Origin of the sequence: Streptomyces sp. NBC_01445 (assembly GCF_035918235.1) — a bacterium.
In the GTDB taxonomy this organism is placed as follows: domain Bacteria; phylum Actinomycetota; class Actinomycetes; order Streptomycetales; family Streptomycetaceae; genus Streptomyces.
The window spans coordinates 7,169,581-7,185,039 of sequence record NZ_CP109485.1 but is presented as its reverse complement, the minus strand read 5'-3'; the positions used below and the strand labels follow the sequence as shown (position 1 = coordinate 7,185,039).

Sequence of the window (15,459 nt, the reverse complement as noted above, 5' to 3'; positions counted from 1 at the left end):
AGCGGCGGTTCCCCCACTAGGGGGAACCGCCGCTTCGCGGTGTACGGGTTCAGGCTCAGCTGAACGAGTCGCCGCAGGCGCAGGAGCCCGTGGCGTTCGGGTTGTCGATCGTGAAGCCCTGCTTCTCGATGGTGTCGACGAAGTCGACGGAGGCGCCGCCCAGGTACGGGGCGCTCATGCGGTCGGTGACGACCTTGACGCCACCGAAGTCCTTCACGACGTCCCCGTCGAGGGAGCGCTCGTCGAAGAAGAGCTGGTAACGCAGGCCGGAGCAGCCTCCGGGCTGTACGGCGACGCGCAGCGCCAGGTCGTCGCGCCCTTCCTGGTCAAGGAGGGCCTTGACCTTGGCCGCGGCGGCGTCGGACAGGAGGATGCCGTCGCTCACGGTGGTGGTCTCGTCCGATACGGACATCTGCTTCTCTCCAGGGTTGTACGGAGACTGCTTGCCGACGTTCCAACCGGCGGGGCCGCGGTTTCATTCCGGCCCTGGCGCTCGTGTTTCGCCTCTCGGCGAGTTCGGCTTCCTTGCCCTTTCATGCTCGCACATCCGGCGCGGGGCGGGCACGGGCCGGTCCACGCGGATTGCGTCACATCGACACGATGGCCATCGTCATTCTGACGTGAAGCAGTTATGATAGATAGCGTCATTTCGACGAGAAGCCTCGCCGCACGAATGTCATAACAAGAAAGGGTGCGTGACGTGACCACGGCCCAGACCACCGTTGACCTGGATGTTCAGCCGACTCCGCTGGCTCTCCTGCTGCTCGGCCGCGAGGCCGACCCGCGGAGCGAGCGCGGCGTGGAGTGCCCTGGAGACCTGCCCTCCCCGTCCGACCCGGACCTGGTGGAGCGCGCCCGCGCGGCCAAGGAGAGGCTCGGGGACAAGGTCTTCGTGCTCGGCCACCACTACCAGCGCGACGAGGTCATCCAGTTCGCGGACGTCACCGGCGACTCCTTCAAGCTCGCCCGCGACGCGGCCGCCCGGCCGGAGGCCGAGTACATCGTCTTCTGCGGTGTGCACTTCATGGCCGAGTCCGCCGACATCCTCACCGGCGACGACCAGAAGGTGGTCCTGCCCGACCTGGCCGCCGGGTGCTCCATGGCCGACATGGCCACCGCCGAGCAGGTCGCCGAGTGCTGGGACGTGCTGACCGAGGCCGGCATCGCCGAGCAGGTCGTGCCGGTCTCGTACATGAACTCCTCGGCGGACATCAAGGCGTTCACCGGCAAGCACGGCGGCACCATCTGCACCTCGTCGAACGCGAAGAGGGCGCTGGACTGGGCCTTCGAGCAGGGGGAGAAGGTGCTGTTCCTGCCGGACCAGCACCTGGGCCGCAACACGGCCGTACGGGACATGGGCATGTCTCTGGAGGACTGCGTCCTGTACAACCCGCACAAGCCGAACGGCGGCCTGACCGCCGAGGAGCTGCGGAACGCGAAGATGATCCTGTGGCGCGGGCACTGCTCGGTGCACGGGCGCTTCTCGATCGACTCGGTCAACGACGTCCGCGAGCGGATCCCCGGCGTACGGGTCCTGGTGCACCCCGAGTGCAAGCACGAGGTCGTCGCCGCGGCGGACGAGGTCGGCTCGACGGAGTACATCATCAAGGCGCTCGACGCGGCTCCCGCCGGGTCGAAGTGGGCGATCGGCACCGAGCTCAACCTGGTGCGGCGCCTCGCCAACGCGCACCCCGACAAGGAGATCGTCTTCCTCGACAAGACGGTCTGCTTCTGCTCGACGATGAACCGCATCGACCTGCCGCACCTGGTGTGGACCCTGGAGTCGCTGGCCGAGGGCAACCTGGTCAACCGGATCGAGGTCGACCGCGAGACGGAGCAGTTCGCCAAGCAGGCGCTGGAGCGGATGCTGGCGCTGCCGTAGGCACCACCAGCGCGAGAAAGCCCGGAGCCCGGGTCCCACTTGACGGTGGGACCCGGGCTCCGGGCGTTGTGCCGGGTGTGTCAGACCTGGGCCGGCTCCGGCTCGCCGGACTCGGCCTCCGAGGCCTGCGCGGCCTCCTGCTCGGCCGGCACGCCGGCCTTCTTCGCCCGCTTCGCCTCGCGCTTCTTGCGACGCCGCTCCTTGCGGAGCTCCAGCATCGCGTAGAGCGTCGGGACGAGGAGGAGCGTCAGGAGCGTCGACGTGATCAGGCCGCCGATCACCACGACCGCGAGCGGCTGGGCGATGAAGCCGCCCTCGCCGGTGACGCCGAGCGCCATCGGGAGCAGGGCGAAGATCGTCGCCAGGGCCGTCATGAGGATCGGGCGCAGACGGTGGCGGCCGCCCTCGATGACCGCCTCGATCGTGCCGTAGCCCTCCTTGCGGTACTGGTTGATCAGGTCGATCAGGACGATCGCGTTGGTGACCACGATGCCGATGAGCATCAGCATGCCGATCATCGCCGGGACACCCATCGGGGTGCCGGTGGCGATGAGCAGGCCGATCGCGCCGGTCGCCGCGAACGGGATCGAGACCAGCAGGATCAGCGGCTGGGCCAGCGAGCGGAACGTGGCGACCAGGAGCATGAACACGATCGCGATCGCGGCCAGCATGGCGAGGCCGAGGTTCTTGAACGCGTCGTCCTGGTCGGACGTGACGCCGCCGATCGTGGCCGTCGCGCCCGCGGGCAGCTTCAGTGCCTTGATCTTCGTCTGCAGGTCGGCGCTGACCGCGCCCGTGTTGTCACCGGTCGGCTTGGCCGTGATCGTCGCGGCGCGGGCACCGTCGATCCGGGTCATGGAGACCGGCCCGTCGACCAGCTTCACCGTGGCGATGTCGCCGAGCTTCAGACCGCCGGGACCCATCGGGAGCTTCTTGAGCTCGGCCATGGTGGTGGCGGGCTTCGCCGACTTCACGACGACGTCGCGCTCGGTGTCGTCCAGGATCGCCTTGCCGCTGGTGGTGCCGCGCACGGCCTGGCCGACGGCCGCGCCGAGCGTGGTGTCGTTGAACCCGGCCGCCGCGGCCTTGGAGTTGGCCCTGACCGAGATGCGCGGGACCGACTGCGACAGGTCGCTGGTGACGTCCGTGACGTCGTCGAGCTCGGCGACCTCGGCGCGGACCTCGTCGGCCGCCTTGCGCAGGACCTGGCCGTCGGCCGCCTTCACCACGACGCTGAGGTCCTGGCTGCCGAAGCCGTCACCGGCCGCGATGGTGGTCCGGCCGATCCCGGAGAGCTCCCCGAGACCCTTCTCGATGCGGTCCTGGGTCTTCTCGTGCGACGCCTTGTCCTTCAGCGTCACCTGGTACGACGCCTGGTTGGTGTCAGTACCGCCGCCGAAGGCCGCCATGAAGCCGGACGAGCCGATGGTGACCTGGTAGTCCTTGACCGAGTCGACGCCGCCGAGCAGCTTCTCGACCTTCTTCGCCGCGGCGTCGGTCGCCGCCAGGCTGGTGCCCGGCTTCAGCTCCTGCTTGATGGACAGGACTTCCTGCTCGCCCTGGTCGAAGAAGTTCGTCTTCAGCATGGGGGCCATGCCGAACGTGCCGACCAGGACCACGACCGCGATGAGGACGCTGGTGAGGCGGCGACGGGTCGCGAAGCGCAGGACGGGGACGTAGATCCGCTGGAGCCAGGAACGCGCCTCCTTCTCCTCCGCCTTGCGGCGCGCCTCCTCCGGGTCGACGCCCTTGATCGCCTTGGGCGGGCGCAGGAACCAGTACGACAGGACCGGCACGACGGTGAGCGAGACGATCAGCGAGGCCAGCAGGGCCGCCGTGACCGTCAGGGAGAACGAGCCGAACAGCTCGCCGACCATGCCGCCCACCAGGCCGATGGGCAGGAAGACGGCGACGGTGGTCAGAGTGGACGACGTGACGGCGCCCGCGACCTCGCGGACCGCCTTGAGGATCGCCTCCTGGCGCTCCTCGCCGTAGCCGAGGTGCCGCTTGATGTTCTCCAGGACGACGATGGAGTCGTCCACGACGCGGCCGATCGCGATGGTCAGCGCGCCGAGCGTGAGCATGTTGAGCGAGAGGTCGCGGGTCCAGAGCACGATCAGGGCCAGGACGACCGAGAGCGGGATCGAGACCGCGGTGACCAGGGTCGAGCGGATCGACGCCAGGAAGACGAGGATGACGAGGACCGCGAAGAGCAGGCCGAGCGCGCCCTCCGTCGTCAGGCCGTCGATGGACTTGGAGACGGCCGGGCCCTGGTCGCTGACGACCGTGAGCTTCGCGCCGGTGCCGAGGTCCTTGCGCAGGTCGGGGAGCTTGTCCTTGACCGCGTCGGAGATGGCGACCGCGCTGCCGTCGTGGTCCATGGTGACCATGACCGCGAGGCTGGGCTTGCCGTCGGTGCGGGTGATCGAGTCGGCCTTGGCCGGCTGTTGCGCGACCTTGGCGACGTCACCGAGGCGTACGGGCTTCCTGACGCCCTCGCCGGTGACCATCAGGTCCTGGATCTGCTTCAGGGAGGTGAAACCGCCGCCGACCTGGACGGTGCGGTTGCTGCCGCCCTCGTCGAAGGAGCCGGCGGGCAGGGTCGCGCCGCCCGCCTGGAGGGACTGGCCGAGCGCGGCCTGGCTGACGCCGGCCGCGGCGAGCTTCTTGTCGTCGGGGGTGACGGTGACCTGGAGGTCGCGCACACCGTCGACGGTGACCTGGCCGACGCCGTCGATGTCCTTGAGGGACGGGACGACGGTCTTGTCGAGCTGGTCGGCGAGCGCCTGCTGGTCCTTGTCGGACGTGACGGCGAGGACCACGGTCGGTATGTCGTCCGTGGAGCCCGCGACGACCTGCGGGTCGACGTCATCGGGGAGTTGGGCGCGGGCCCGGTTCACAGCCTGCTGGACGTCGGCGACGAGCTGCTTGGAGCCGTTGCCGTAGTCGAACTGGGCCATGATCACGGCGTTGCCCTCGCTCGCCGTGGAGGTGATGCCGGTGATGCCGTCGACCGCGTCGATGGTCGACTCGAGCGGCTCGATGACCTGCTTCTCGACCACGTCGGGAGACGCGCCCTGGTACGGGGCCAGGACGGACACCATGGGCAGTTCGATGGAGGGCAGCAGCTGCTGCTTGAGCTGAGGGATCGCGATGGCGCCGAAGACGATCGCGATGATCGACATCAGCCCGATCAGGGCCCGTTGAGCGAGGCTGAATCTCGACAGCCAGGACATGGTGTGGGTCTCTCTCTGTGGCGAGCGCGGCAGGAGGGGCCCCGGGCGTCCGGGGGACGCTTGTGCATCCTGAGAACGCGGTACGTCGGCAGACAATGCGCGGGGCCCCCTACACCCTCAGTCATGCCGGAGGGCGGTTCCGTCGCTCCCAGGTCCCGTTCTTATGCGCCGCATACTGCGCCCGTAGTACGCGGAGGCCCCGGCTCACTCCACCCTTGGACGGACCAGGCCCGATTCGTACGCGATTACGACGAGTTGGGCACGGTCCCGGGCGCCGAGCTTGGCCATGGCGCGGTTCACATGGGTTTTGACCGTGAGGGGGCTGACCTGGAGGCGCTCCGCGATCTCGTCGTTCGAGTGGCCGCCGGCGACCTGGACGAGGACCTCGCGCTCGCGGGTGGTGAGCGCGGCGAGGCGTTCGCCGTGGGCGCCGCCGGGGCGCGCGCCGTCCTCCCAGTCGCCGTACCCCTCGCCCTGCGCGAGGAACTTGGCGATCAGGCCCTTGGTCGCGACGGGCGACAGGAGCGCCTCGCCCGCGGCGGCGATCCGCACCGCCCCGAGCAGTTCCTCGGGTTCGGCGCCTTTACCGAGGAAGCCGGAGGCGCCCGCGCGCAGCGACTGGACGACGTACTCGTCCACCTCGAAGGTCGTGAGCATCACGACGCGTACGTGCGCCAGTTCGGGGTCGGCGCTGATCAGCCGGGTCGCCGCGAGTCCGTCGGTGCCGGGCATCCGGATGTCCATCAGGACGACGTCGGCCTTCTCGGACTTGGCGAGGCGGACGGCCTCCGCGCCGTCGGAGGCCTCGCCCACTACGAGCATGTCGGGTTCGGAGTCCACGAGGACGCGGAAGGCGCTGCGCAGCAGGGCCTGGTCGTCGGCGAGCAGTACCCGAATGGTCATCCAGCGTCCCTCGTGTCCGTGGCGCGGCCCGCGGTGGCGTGGGCCTGGACGGGCAGGATCGCATGGACGCGGAACCCGCCCCCGTACCGCGGTCCGACCGACAGACTGCCGCCGACCGCGGCGACGCGCTCGCGCATGCCGAGCAGGCCGTGGCCGCCGCTGTCGGGCGAGGGCTGCGCGGTGCCGGGGCCGTTGTCGAGGATCGTGACCTCGATGTTCGGGCCTACGCGCACGACGCTGACCTCGGCCTTGGCCTCGGCGCCCGCGTGCTTCTGCACATTGGTGAGGGCCTCTTGGACGATGCGGTAGGCGGCCAGGTCGACGGCGGCCGGCAGGCCGGTGGCGCGGTCGGAGCAGGTGGCCTCGACGGGCAGGCCCGCGTTGCGGAACGTGCCGACGAGGTCTTCGAGGCGGTCGAGTCCCGGCGCCGGTTCGGTCGGGGCCTCGGGGTCGCCGGACTGCCTCAACAGGCCGACGGTGGCGCGGAGTTCGTTGAGCGCGGAACGGCTCGCCTCGCGCACGTGCGAGAGGGCCTCCTTGGCCTGGTCGGGGCGCTTGTCCATGACGTGCGAGGCGACGCCCGCCTGGACGTTGACCAGGGCGATGTGGTGCGCGACGACGTCGTGCAGGTCGCGGGCGATGCGCAGGCGCTCCTCGGCGACGCGGCGCCGGGCCTCCTCCTCCCGTGTGCGCTCGGCCCGCTCGGCCCGCTCGCGGATCGCGTCGACGAACGCGCGCCGGCTGCGCACGGCGTCACCGGCCGCGGCGGCCATGCCGGTCCAGGCGAAGACGCCGATGTTCTCCTGCGAGTACCAGGGCAGGGGGCCCGCCAGCATGGCGGCGCCGGTGAGGACGGTCATGGTGGCGAGGCCGACGCGCCAGGTGGTGGGGCGGTCGGTGGTGGCGGCGACGGTGTAGAGCGCGACGACGGCGCTCATCGAGACGGGTGCGCGCGGGTCGCCGGTGATGAGTTCGGCGAGGGTGACGGCGGAGGTGGCCGCGAGGACCGCCATGGGGGCGCGGCGCCGAAGGACGAGTGCGGCCGCGCCGAGGACCATGAAGACGACGCTGAGGAGCTGGGGACTGCGGGTGCCCCAGGTGGGGGTGCCGTCGCGGCCGCCGTTCGGATCGGCGAAGGAGGCGGCGATCATGCAGAGCAGCACCGCCGCCGCGAGGGCCGCGTCCATGGCCCGGGGGTGAGTCCTGGCCCAGCGTACGAAGGGGGTCACCGGCGTCACGGTATCGCCCCCTCGTCCGTGCGCGGCACGCCCGTCCAGATGCGGTACGCGCGGCAGGCCGCGTACCGCCCGCGACGGCTCAGCCAGGGATCAGACCGTCGTCGCTCAGCATCTCCCGGACCTCTTCCAGGGTCGCGTCCGGGGACGGAAGGATGAGTTCCGAGGGTTCCAGGGACGCGTCGGGCAGAGGGTTGCCGAGAGAGCGGACCGTTTCGAGCAGGGCGTTGAGCGTGCGGCGGAAAGCGGGACCGTCCCCGTTCTCCATCTCGGCCAGGAGCTCGTTGTCGAGCTTGTTGAGCTCGGTGAAGTGGCTGTCGGCCAGCTCCACCTGCCCCTCCCCCATGATCCGTACGATCATGACGCCCTCCTCGGCGTGGGACTACTGCTTGTCGAAGCGCGGGGTGTCCTGCGGCGTCTGGGTCGGCGACTGCTGGCCCTGCCCGCCCTCGATGGCCTGCTGCGAGGAGGAGGAACCGCCCGACAGCTCGGCCTTCATCCGCTGGAGTTCCAGCTCTACATCCGTACCACCGGAGAGGCGGTCCAGCTCGCTCTGGATGTCGTCCTTGGCGAGGCCGGACTGGTCGTCGAGGGCGCCGGAGGCAAGCAGTTCGTCGATCGCGCCGGCCCGGGCCTGGAGCTGCGCCGTCTTGTCCTCGGCACGCTGGATGGCCATGCCCACGTCGCCCATCTCCTCGGAGATGCCGGAGAAGGCCTCGCCGATCCGGGTCTGCGCCTGGGCCGCCGTGTAGGTCGCCTTGATCGTCTCCTTCTTCGTACGGAAGGCGTCGACCTTGGCCTGGAGGCGCTGCGCCGCGAGGGTGAGCTTCTCCTCCTCGCCCTGGAGGGTCTGGTGCTGCGTCTCCAGGTCGGTGACCTGCTGCTGGAGGGCGGCCCGGCGCGAGAGCGCCTCGCGGGCCAGGTCCTCGCGGCCGAGCGCGAGCGCCTTGCGGCCCTGGTCCTCCAGCTTGGACGACTGGTTCTGGAGCTGGTTGAGCTGCAGCTCCAGGCGCTTGCGCGACGTCGCCACGTCGGCGACACCGCGGCGCACCTTCTGGAGCAGCTCCAGCTGCTTCTGGTACGAGTAATCGAGGGTCTCGCGCGGGTCCTCGGCCCGGTCAAGGGCCTTGTTCGCCTTCGCGCGGAAGATCATCCCCATACGCTTCATGACACCGCTCATGGGCTTCGCGCGCCCCCTTCTGACAGATCCAGCAGACGTCCAGCACCAGCACTGCGACAGAACCCACAGTACGGGTCCTGCCTCTATTACCGCACTGTTCAGGTGCGGATGCGCTCATCCCCAAGGACGACTGCGTACGGTCCCGCTCCGGCGCAGGGAGTAGGTGTCCCCCTGGGGGCCGGATCGACGGGCACACGGTGCAGCTGCCGGGAACGCTCAGCAACACTGACGCAGGGTGTTGCCGGATCGTTCCCCACTCGCCTCTGGTCCATGCGCCCGCACCCCGTACCCTTGGGTTTTGTGTTCCGTAGCCGATCCAAGGACGAGAAGGCCCAGGCCGCCAAGGCGCCGGTGACCGACTCCACGCAGCCCCGTGACCCGCAGGCCCCCAAGGGCCGCCCCACGCCCAAGCGCAGCCAGGCCCAGACCCAGCGCCGCAGCGTGGCCAATACGCCGACGACCCGCAAGGAGGCGTCGAAGCGGCAGCGCGAGGAGCGCCGCACCGCGATGGAGAGGCAGCGCCAGGCGCTCGCCAGCGGTGACGAGCGTTACCTTCCCGCCCGCGACAAGGGTCCGGTGCGAAAGTTCGCGCGCGACTTCGTCGACTCGCGCTTCTGCATCGCCGAGTTCTTCCTGCCCCTGGCGGTGGTCATCCTCGTGATGACCATGGTCCGGATCTCCAGCCTGCAGAACATCGCACTGCTGCTCTGGCTCATCGTGATCGTGCTGATCGTGCTCGACTCGGTCGTCACCGCGTTCCGCCTGAAGAAGCGCCTGGCCGAGAAGTTCCCGAACGAGCCGAAGAAGGGCGCCGTCGCGTACGCCCTGATGCGCACGCTCCAGATGCGCCGGCTCCGTCTGCCCAAGCCGCAGGTCAAGCGCGGGGAGCGGCCCTGAGCACGGAGGCCTTCTCCGGCGGTGCCGCGGCGTCCTGGCTCGGCAAGCTCGACGGTCTGCGCAACGCGGTACGCCAAGAGCTCGTGGCACGGCAGCTCGACGAGCAGCTCGCCGCGCGTTACCCCGTGGGGCAGCGGCTGCGGGTGCTCGACGTCGGCATGGGCCAGGGCACGCAGGCCCTGCGCCTCGCCCGTGCCGGACATCAGGTGACCGGGGTCGAGCAGGATCCCGAGATGGTCGCCGCGGCACGGGCCGCGCTCGCCGGGGAGCCCGAGGGCATCCGCGGCCGGGTGCGCCTCGTGGAGGGCGACGGCCGGGAGACCGGGGTGCACTTCCTGCCCGGCAGCTTCGACGTGGTGCTGTGCCACGGGGTCCTGATGTACGTGGAGGACCCCGACGCGCTGCTCGCGGGCCTGGCGCGGATGCTGGCCCCCGGCGGCCTGCTCTCGCTCCTCGTGCGCAACGGTGACGCGCTCGCCATGCGGCCCGGCCTCGCCGGAGACTGGCAGGCGGCGCTCGGCTCCTTCGACACGGCCTCGTACCGCAACCGGCTCGGGCTCGACGTGCGGGCCGACCGGCTCGGCGCGCTGACCGCCACGCTGGCCGGGATCGGGGCTCCGCTGCACGCCTGGTACGGGGTACGGGTCTTCACGGACACGGCGGGGGACGACGTGCCGGTGCCGCCGCCCGGCGAGTTCCACACGCTGCTCGCGGCGGAGGAGCGGGCGGGCCGCACGGAGCCGTACCGCCGGGTGGCGGCGCTGCTGCACCTGTGCGGTGTGCGCGGCTGACGGCCCCGGCGCGCCCCCTGTTCGGCGGCCCACCGCAGGCAGGAACAACGGGACGACAGTGACAATCCGGGCATGGATCCTTTCCGTGCCCGTTCCCGTGCCCGCTCTCTTTCCGGTTCCCGTGCGCGTGCCCGTCCCACTCGTAGCGGGCGTGCCCGCGTTCTGCGGCTCGCGCTGCCGCTGACCGCCGTCGTCTGCTCGCTGGTCCTGGTCGGCGGCTGCTCCGGGGACGACTCCTCCGGCCCGTCCGACCCGTCGACGAAGCCGTCCGCCACCACGGAGCAGGCCGCGCCCGCCTCCGGCAACGCTCTGCAGGCCGACTACCAGAAGGTGATCAAGGACGTCCTGCCGTCCGTCGTCCAGATCCAGGCCTCGTCCGAGCAGGGCTCCGGGATCGTCTACGACGACAAGGGCCACGTCGTCACCAACGCGCACGTGGTCGGCAACGAGAAGACGTTCAAGGTGACCACGTCCAACAGCGAGACCGAGCTGACCGCGACGCTCGTCTACGCCTACCCCGAGCAGGACCTCGCCGTCATCAAGCTGGACAAGGTGGCCGAGGGGCTCAAGCCGGCGAGGTTCGCGGACTCGTCCAAGGTCGAGGTCGGCCAGATCACCCTGGCGATGGGCTCGCCGCTCGGCCTCTCCTCCAGCGTCACCCAGGGCATCGTCTCGGCGACCGGGCGGACCGTCAGCGAGAACCGCGAGGCCGGCGGGACCGGCGCCACCATCGGGAACATGGTGCAGACGTCCGCGGCGATCAACCCGGGCAACAGTGGCGGCGCCCTCGTCAATCTCGACGGGCAGGTCGTCGGCATCCCGACGCTCGCCGCGACGGACCCCAACATGAGGGGCGGCGCGGCGCCCGGCATCGGGTTCGCGATCCCCTCGTCCATGGTCACGACGGTCGCCGACCAGGTCATCAAGAAGGGCAAGGTCACGGACTCGGGGCGGGCCGCGCTCGGCATCACGGGCCGTACGGTGCTCGGCAGCTCCTACCAGCCGGACGGGGTCGCCGTCGTGGACGTCGACGACGGCGGGGCCGCGCAGAAGGCCGGGATCCAGTCCGGGGACGTCATCACCCAGTTCGGCGACACAGACGTCAACACGATGGTGTCGCTCGCGGAGGAACTCGCCGCCCGCAAGCCCGGCGACAAGGTCTCGGTCGCGTACCTGAGGAACGGGGCCGCGCAGACGGCCGAGGTCACACTCGGCGAGATGTAGGACGGACGTATCGGGACACGGCGGAAGACAGAAAGGCGGCGACCCGTGCGGGTCGCCGCCCTTCTCGGCGTTCCAGAAGGAGCTGCGGACCTACGCCGGCGCGTCCTCCGCGTGCAGGCCCATCGGGCCGTAGATCACCGCGTCGTCCTCGAAGAGGGTGACCTGGTCGGCACCGCCTTCCGCGAGGGCCTTCCAGTACTCGCCGATCCACGACTCCGCGTCGCCCTGAGTCGTGAACTCCTCGGGCTGCACCGCCGGCTGGACCTCCGTCCCGTCCGACTTCTCGAACCTCCACGTCCACGCCGCCATGTCAGCCTCCAGGGAGTCAACGGACCAGCTCACAGTCTCACTACTGCCCGGAAGCCTAGCCGGGCGAGCGCCACTCGCGGTGGCGCGGGAGGATCTTCCCGTGGAACTCACTCTGCTCGGCACCGGCGCCCCCACCGGACTGCCCCGCCCGGACTGCCCCTGCGCGGCCTGCGCCACCGCCCTCGGGCCGGGTGGCGCGCGTGCCGCGACCGCGCTCCTGATCGACGGCACGCTGCTGCTCGACCTCACGCCGGGGGCGGCGTTCGCCGCCGCCCGCTCGGGGCACAGCCTCAGCGGTGTACGGCAGGTGCTGCTCTCGCATCCGCACGACGGGCCGCCCGTCGAGGTGCCTGCGGGGCTCGTGTCACCGGTCCGGGTGCCGGACGGGAGCGAGCTGGCGCTGCTGACCGGGCACCGGGTGCGGGCCCTGCCGACGGACTCGCCGGGGACGGGCTACGAGGTGACCGGACCGGACGGCGAGCGGCTGCTGTACCTGCCGCCGGGCGCGGCGCCCGCGGGCTTCGAGGAGGCCGAGCGGCCGTACGAGATGGTGCTCGCCGACATCGTGGACCGCCCCGACGCGGCGGCGAGGCTGCGGGCCGTGGGCGCGATCGGCGCGACGACCGATGTGCTCGCGGTCCACATCGACCACGACGTGCCGCCGGGGCCCGAGCTGACGCGCCGTCTCGCGGCGGCGGGCGCGCGGGCCGTGCCGGACGGGACGACGCTCGTCGTGGGGGCGTACGAGGACGTGCCGGACGTGCCGCGCAGGACGCTGGTCCTCGGCGGGGCCAGGTCGGGGAAGTCGGTCGAGGCCGAGCGGCGCCTGGAGGCGTTCCCGGGCGTGCTGTACGTGGCGACGGGCGGCACGCGGGGCGGGGACACCGAGTGGTCGCAGCGGGTGGCGCTGCACCGTGAGCGGCGCCCGGGCTCCTGGAACACGACGGAGACCTGCGACCTCGTGCCGCTCCTCGCGCAGGACGGGCCTCCGCTGCTCATCGACTGCCTGTCGCTGTGGCTGACGTACGCCATGGACGAGGTGCAGGCCTGGGACGACGCGGAGTGGGCGGGCGGCGGGGAGCGGGCGCTGCGGGAGAAGGTCGCGGCGCTGACGGAGGCCGTGCGGAACACCCGGCGCACGGTGGTCGCCGTGTCGAACGAGGTGGGTTCCGGGATCGTCCCGGCCACGGCGTCGGGCCGCCGCTACCGGGACGAACTGGGGCGCCTGAACACGGCGTTCGCGGCCGAGTGCGAACAGGTACTGCTCGTGGTGGCCGGGCAGGTGCTGGTGCTGCGCGGCTGACGCGGGGCGATCGGTCGGGGTTCAGGCAGGGTTCGGTCAGGGCCGCGGGTCCCTGCCAGGCCCAGCGGTGTTCTTGCGGGCGACGATCCGGTAGGCGTTGGAGAAGCGGGTGCGGCCCGCGAGCGGGGCGAGCAGCTGGTCCGCCGCGTAGGCCGCGGCGACGAGGGGCACGGCGGCGTACGTCAGGGCCGTGCGGAGCCCGCGCTGGAGCGGGGTCGGGGCCTTGCTGCGCCAGGGGGCGTCGGCGCTCGGCAGCCAGTGGCCGAGGAACAGGGCGAGCCCGGCGGTGAGGTCGAGCGGGACGTGCGCCTCGCGGCGGTCGGTCGCGACGACGGTGTAGCCGAGGCGCTCCAGCTCGCGGCGGAGGTTGTCCATCGGGATGAGGTGCAGGTGCTGGGGCTGGAAGTACGACACCCACCACTTGCCGAGCAGCTTCGCGTAGCGGCTCTCGGGGTCGGGGACCTCGATGAGGAGGTGGCCGCCGGGACGCAGGACGGTGCGGGCGGCCTTGAGTTCGTCGCGCGGGTCTGTGGCGTGCTCCAGGTAGTGGAACATGCTCAGCGCGTCGTAGCGTCCCGCGAGCGCGGGGGCGAGCTCGGTGAGGGTGCCGCGGTGGGCCTCCTCGACGCGGCCGGCCCTGCGGCCCTCCTCGACGGCGGCTGAGGCGTCGAGCCCGTCGAAGGCGGTGTACGGGTGGACCTCTTTGGCGGCCGCCGGGAAGTGGCCCTGCCCGGTGGCGACGTCCAGCCAGCTCTCCGGCTCGACGAGGGCCAGCAGGGTGCGGGCGGCGGCGCGGTGGCGGCGGGCCGAGTGCCGCGCCGAGTGCTGGGCCTTCAGGAGTCTGGCGGAGTGGCCGGCGTTGAGCCCGTCGTAGAAGTCCCGGTAGTAGAAGGCCAGTCCTTCGGGGGTCAGGCGCGGGTTCTGGAAGGAGTGCGAGCAGGCGCGGCACTGGTCGACGACGAAGCTGCCGGGCTTGTGCTGGAGGAGGTCGGTGGTCCGCAGCCGGGTGCGCAGCCGGCTGGAGCCGCACCAGGGGCAGTCGGTCCTGCGCGGCTCGTGGAACCGGTCGGTGCCCTGGGCGAGTTCGGTGAGATAGGCGGGCCGCCGCTCGGCGACGGCCTCGGTCGTGGGGGTCATCACGAACTCCTGTGGGACGGTCCGAGGGGCGCCACACCACCCTGGGGCGACACGACAATCCGGGGCATCCTGGAACGTAAAGGATCACGGAGAGACCCGCAATGACGTTGCGGATCCGATGCATCGCATGGCGTAACACCACGTCATGCGCCACGTCGGGGAACGGCCGGTACTGTTCGGCGAATGAGCTCGCTGAATCTCGACGACTTCACCGATCTGATCGAGCGCCCCGACGGCGGGACGCGCCGCGACGCCGAGGAACGCCGTGCCCGCTTCGCGGTGCCGCCCGGCGCGCTCGGCCGCCTCGACGAGCTGGGCGAGTGGCTGTCCGCCGCTCAGGCCGCGGTGCCGGTCAAGCCGCTGGAGCGCCCGCGCGTGGTGCTGTTCGCGGGTGACCACGGGATCGCGGAACTCGGGGTGTCGGCGCGGCCCGCGGGCAGTGCCGCGGAGCTGGTGCGCCAGGCCGTCGAGGGCGGGAGCGCGTCCGCGATCCTCGCGCGGCGCCAGGGCGTTCCGGTACGGATCGTCGACATGTCGCTGGACTGCGAGCCCGGCGAGCTGCCCGCCGAGGTCGTACGGCACCGGGTGCGCAGGTCGTCCGGGCGCATCGACATCGAGGACGCGCTGACGCCCGAGGAGGCGGAGGCCGCGTTCCGCGCGGGCATGGCCGTCGCCGACGAGGAGGCGGACTCCGGCACGGATCTGGTGGTGCTCGGCGATCTCAGCGTGGGCGGGACGACGGCGGCCGCGACGCTGATCGCGGCGCTGTGCGGGACGGACGCGTCCGTGGTGACCGGGCGCGGCGGCTCGCCGATCGACGACCTGGCGTGGATGCGCAAGTGCGCGGCCGTGCGGGACGCCCTGCGGCGGGCCAGGCCCGTACTCGGCGACCAGCTGGCGCTGCTCGGCGCGGTGGGCGGCGCGGACCTCGCCGCCGCGACCGGGTTCCTGCTGCAGAGCGCGGTGCGGCGTACGCCGGTGATCCTGGACGGCGTCGTGTCGGCGGCGTGCGCGCTCGTCGGGCAGCGGATCGCGTTCCGGGCGCCGGACTGGTGGCTGGCCGGCCAGGCGAGCGGGGAGCCCGCGCAGGCGAAGGCGCTGGACCGGATGGCGATGGAGCCGCTGCTCGACCAGGGCGTGACGGTGGGCGAGGGAGCGGGGGCGCTGCTCGCGCTGCCGCTGGTGCAGGCCGCCGCGGCGCTGGCCGCGGAGCTGCCGGAGGCCCCGCAGGCCGCCGACGAGCCGCAGGTCACCGAGGCGGCCACCGAGGAGCCGGAGACGGCCGACGCGACCGAGTAGGGCACGCGGCACGCTGCTTGACGGCGGGTCACGGCAGGCTTCGGCCCCGCCGCGACCCGCCGT

Annotated in this window: 14 protein-coding genes; 6 read left to right on the top strand and 8 right to left on the bottom strand. The window is 71.5% G+C overall.

Annotated elements, in window-relative coordinates:
- Positions 1-55 precede the first annotated feature (55 nt).
- Entirely contained in the window at positions 56-412 is a 357-nt protein-coding gene (locus OG574_RS32640) for an iron-sulfur cluster assembly accessory protein (protein ID WP_100592151.1), read from the bottom strand.
- Positions 413-691: 279 nt separating this feature from the next.
- On the opposite strand from OG574_RS32640, the gene nadA reads away from it, so the two are divergent.
- Complete coding sequence (gene nadA / locus OG574_RS32635) at positions 692-1,882, top strand: quinolinate synthase NadA (protein ID WP_326776131.1); 1,191 nt, start codon at positions 692-694, stop codon at positions 1,880-1,882.
- A gap of 80 nt (positions 1,883-1,962) precedes the next feature.
- Here nadA and OG574_RS32630 read toward each other — a convergent pair whose 3' ends face one another.
- From OG574_RS32630 to OG574_RS32610, 5 genes are all read right to left on the bottom strand, one after another.
- Positions 1,963-5,118: an efflux RND transporter permease subunit gene (locus OG574_RS32630; protein WP_326776130.1), complete on the bottom strand. Its 3,156-nt coding sequence runs from the start codon at positions 5,116-5,118 to the stop codon at positions 1,963-1,965.
- 204 nt (positions 5,119-5,322) lie between these two features.
- The gene (locus tag OG574_RS32625; RefSeq protein WP_100592148.1) at positions 5,323-6,021 is read right to left on the bottom strand and encodes a response regulator; all 699 of its coding nucleotides are present in this window, start codon (positions 6,019-6,021) and stop codon (positions 5,323-5,325) included.
- Positions 6,018-7,250, bottom strand: coding sequence for a sensor histidine kinase (locus OG574_RS32620; RefSeq protein WP_442816864.1), 1,233 nt, complete (start codon positions 7,248-7,250; stop codon positions 6,018-6,020). The genes OG574_RS32625 and OG574_RS32620 overlap by 4 nt, the downstream gene beginning before the upstream one ends.
- 88 nt (positions 7,251-7,338) lie before the next feature.
- Positions 7,339-7,617 carry a PspA-associated protein PspAA gene (gene pspAA / locus OG574_RS32615; protein ID WP_326776129.1) on the bottom strand — a complete coding sequence of 93 codons (279 nt, stop codon included), beginning with the start codon at positions 7,615-7,617 and terminating at the stop codon, positions 7,339-7,341.
- A 21-nt stretch (positions 7,618-7,638) separates the two neighbouring features.
- Complete coding sequence (locus tag OG574_RS32610) at positions 7,639-8,436, bottom strand: PspA/IM30 family protein (RefSeq protein ID WP_266669760.1); 798 nt, start codon at positions 8,434-8,436, stop codon at positions 7,639-7,641.
- A 270-nt stretch (positions 8,437-8,706) separates the two neighbouring features.
- On the opposite strand from OG574_RS32610, the gene OG574_RS32605 reads away from it, so the two are divergent.
- The 3 genes from OG574_RS32605 (at position 8,707) to OG574_RS32595 (ending at position 11,348) form a co-directional block, all read left to right on the top strand.
- Positions 8,707-9,333: a DUF3043 domain-containing protein gene (locus OG574_RS32605; RefSeq protein ID WP_199841665.1), complete on the top strand. Its 627-nt coding sequence runs from the start codon at positions 8,707-8,709 to the stop codon at positions 9,331-9,333.
- 83 nt (positions 9,334-9,416) lie between these two features.
- Positions 9,417-10,124 (top strand): class I SAM-dependent methyltransferase, encoded by a 708-nt coding sequence (locus tag OG574_RS32600; protein WP_100592143.1) that lies wholly within the window; start codon positions 9,417-9,419, stop codon positions 10,122-10,124.
- 180 nt (positions 10,125-10,304) lie between these two features.
- A complete protein-coding gene (locus OG574_RS32595; protein WP_398374522.1) occupies positions 10,305-11,348 on the top strand; it encodes a S1C family serine protease in 1,044 nt (347 codons plus the stop codon).
- 90 nt (positions 11,349-11,438) lie between these two features.
- On the opposite strand, the gene OG574_RS32590 is transcribed toward OG574_RS32595, so the two are convergent.
- Positions 11,439-11,657: a hypothetical protein gene (locus OG574_RS32590; RefSeq protein ID WP_100592141.1), complete on the bottom strand. Its 219-nt coding sequence runs from the start codon at positions 11,655-11,657 to the stop codon at positions 11,439-11,441.
- A gap of 100 nt (positions 11,658-11,757) precedes the next feature.
- Here OG574_RS32590 and OG574_RS32585 point away from each other — a divergent pair, with 100 nt between their 5' ends.
- Positions 11,758-12,960, top strand: a complete 1,203-nt coding sequence (locus OG574_RS32585; protein ID WP_326776127.1) for a bifunctional adenosylcobinamide kinase/adenosylcobinamide-phosphate guanylyltransferase — start codon at positions 11,758-11,760, stop codon at positions 12,958-12,960.
- 36 nt (positions 12,961-12,996) lie between these two features.
- Here the strand turns inward: OG574_RS32585 and OG574_RS32580 are convergent, their stop codons facing one another.
- Positions 12,997-14,097, bottom strand: a complete 1,101-nt coding sequence (locus OG574_RS32580; protein ID WP_326776126.1) for a class I SAM-dependent methyltransferase — start codon at positions 14,095-14,097, stop codon at positions 12,997-12,999.
- A gap of 183 nt (positions 14,098-14,280) precedes the next feature.
- Here OG574_RS32580 and cobT point away from each other — a divergent pair, with 183 nt between their 5' ends.
- Positions 14,281-15,396, top strand: coding sequence for a nicotinate-nucleotide--dimethylbenzimidazole phosphoribosyltransferase (cobT, locus tag OG574_RS32575; protein ID WP_326776125.1), 1,116 nt, complete (start codon positions 14,281-14,283; stop codon positions 15,394-15,396).
- Positions 15,397-15,459 lie beyond the last annotated feature (63 nt).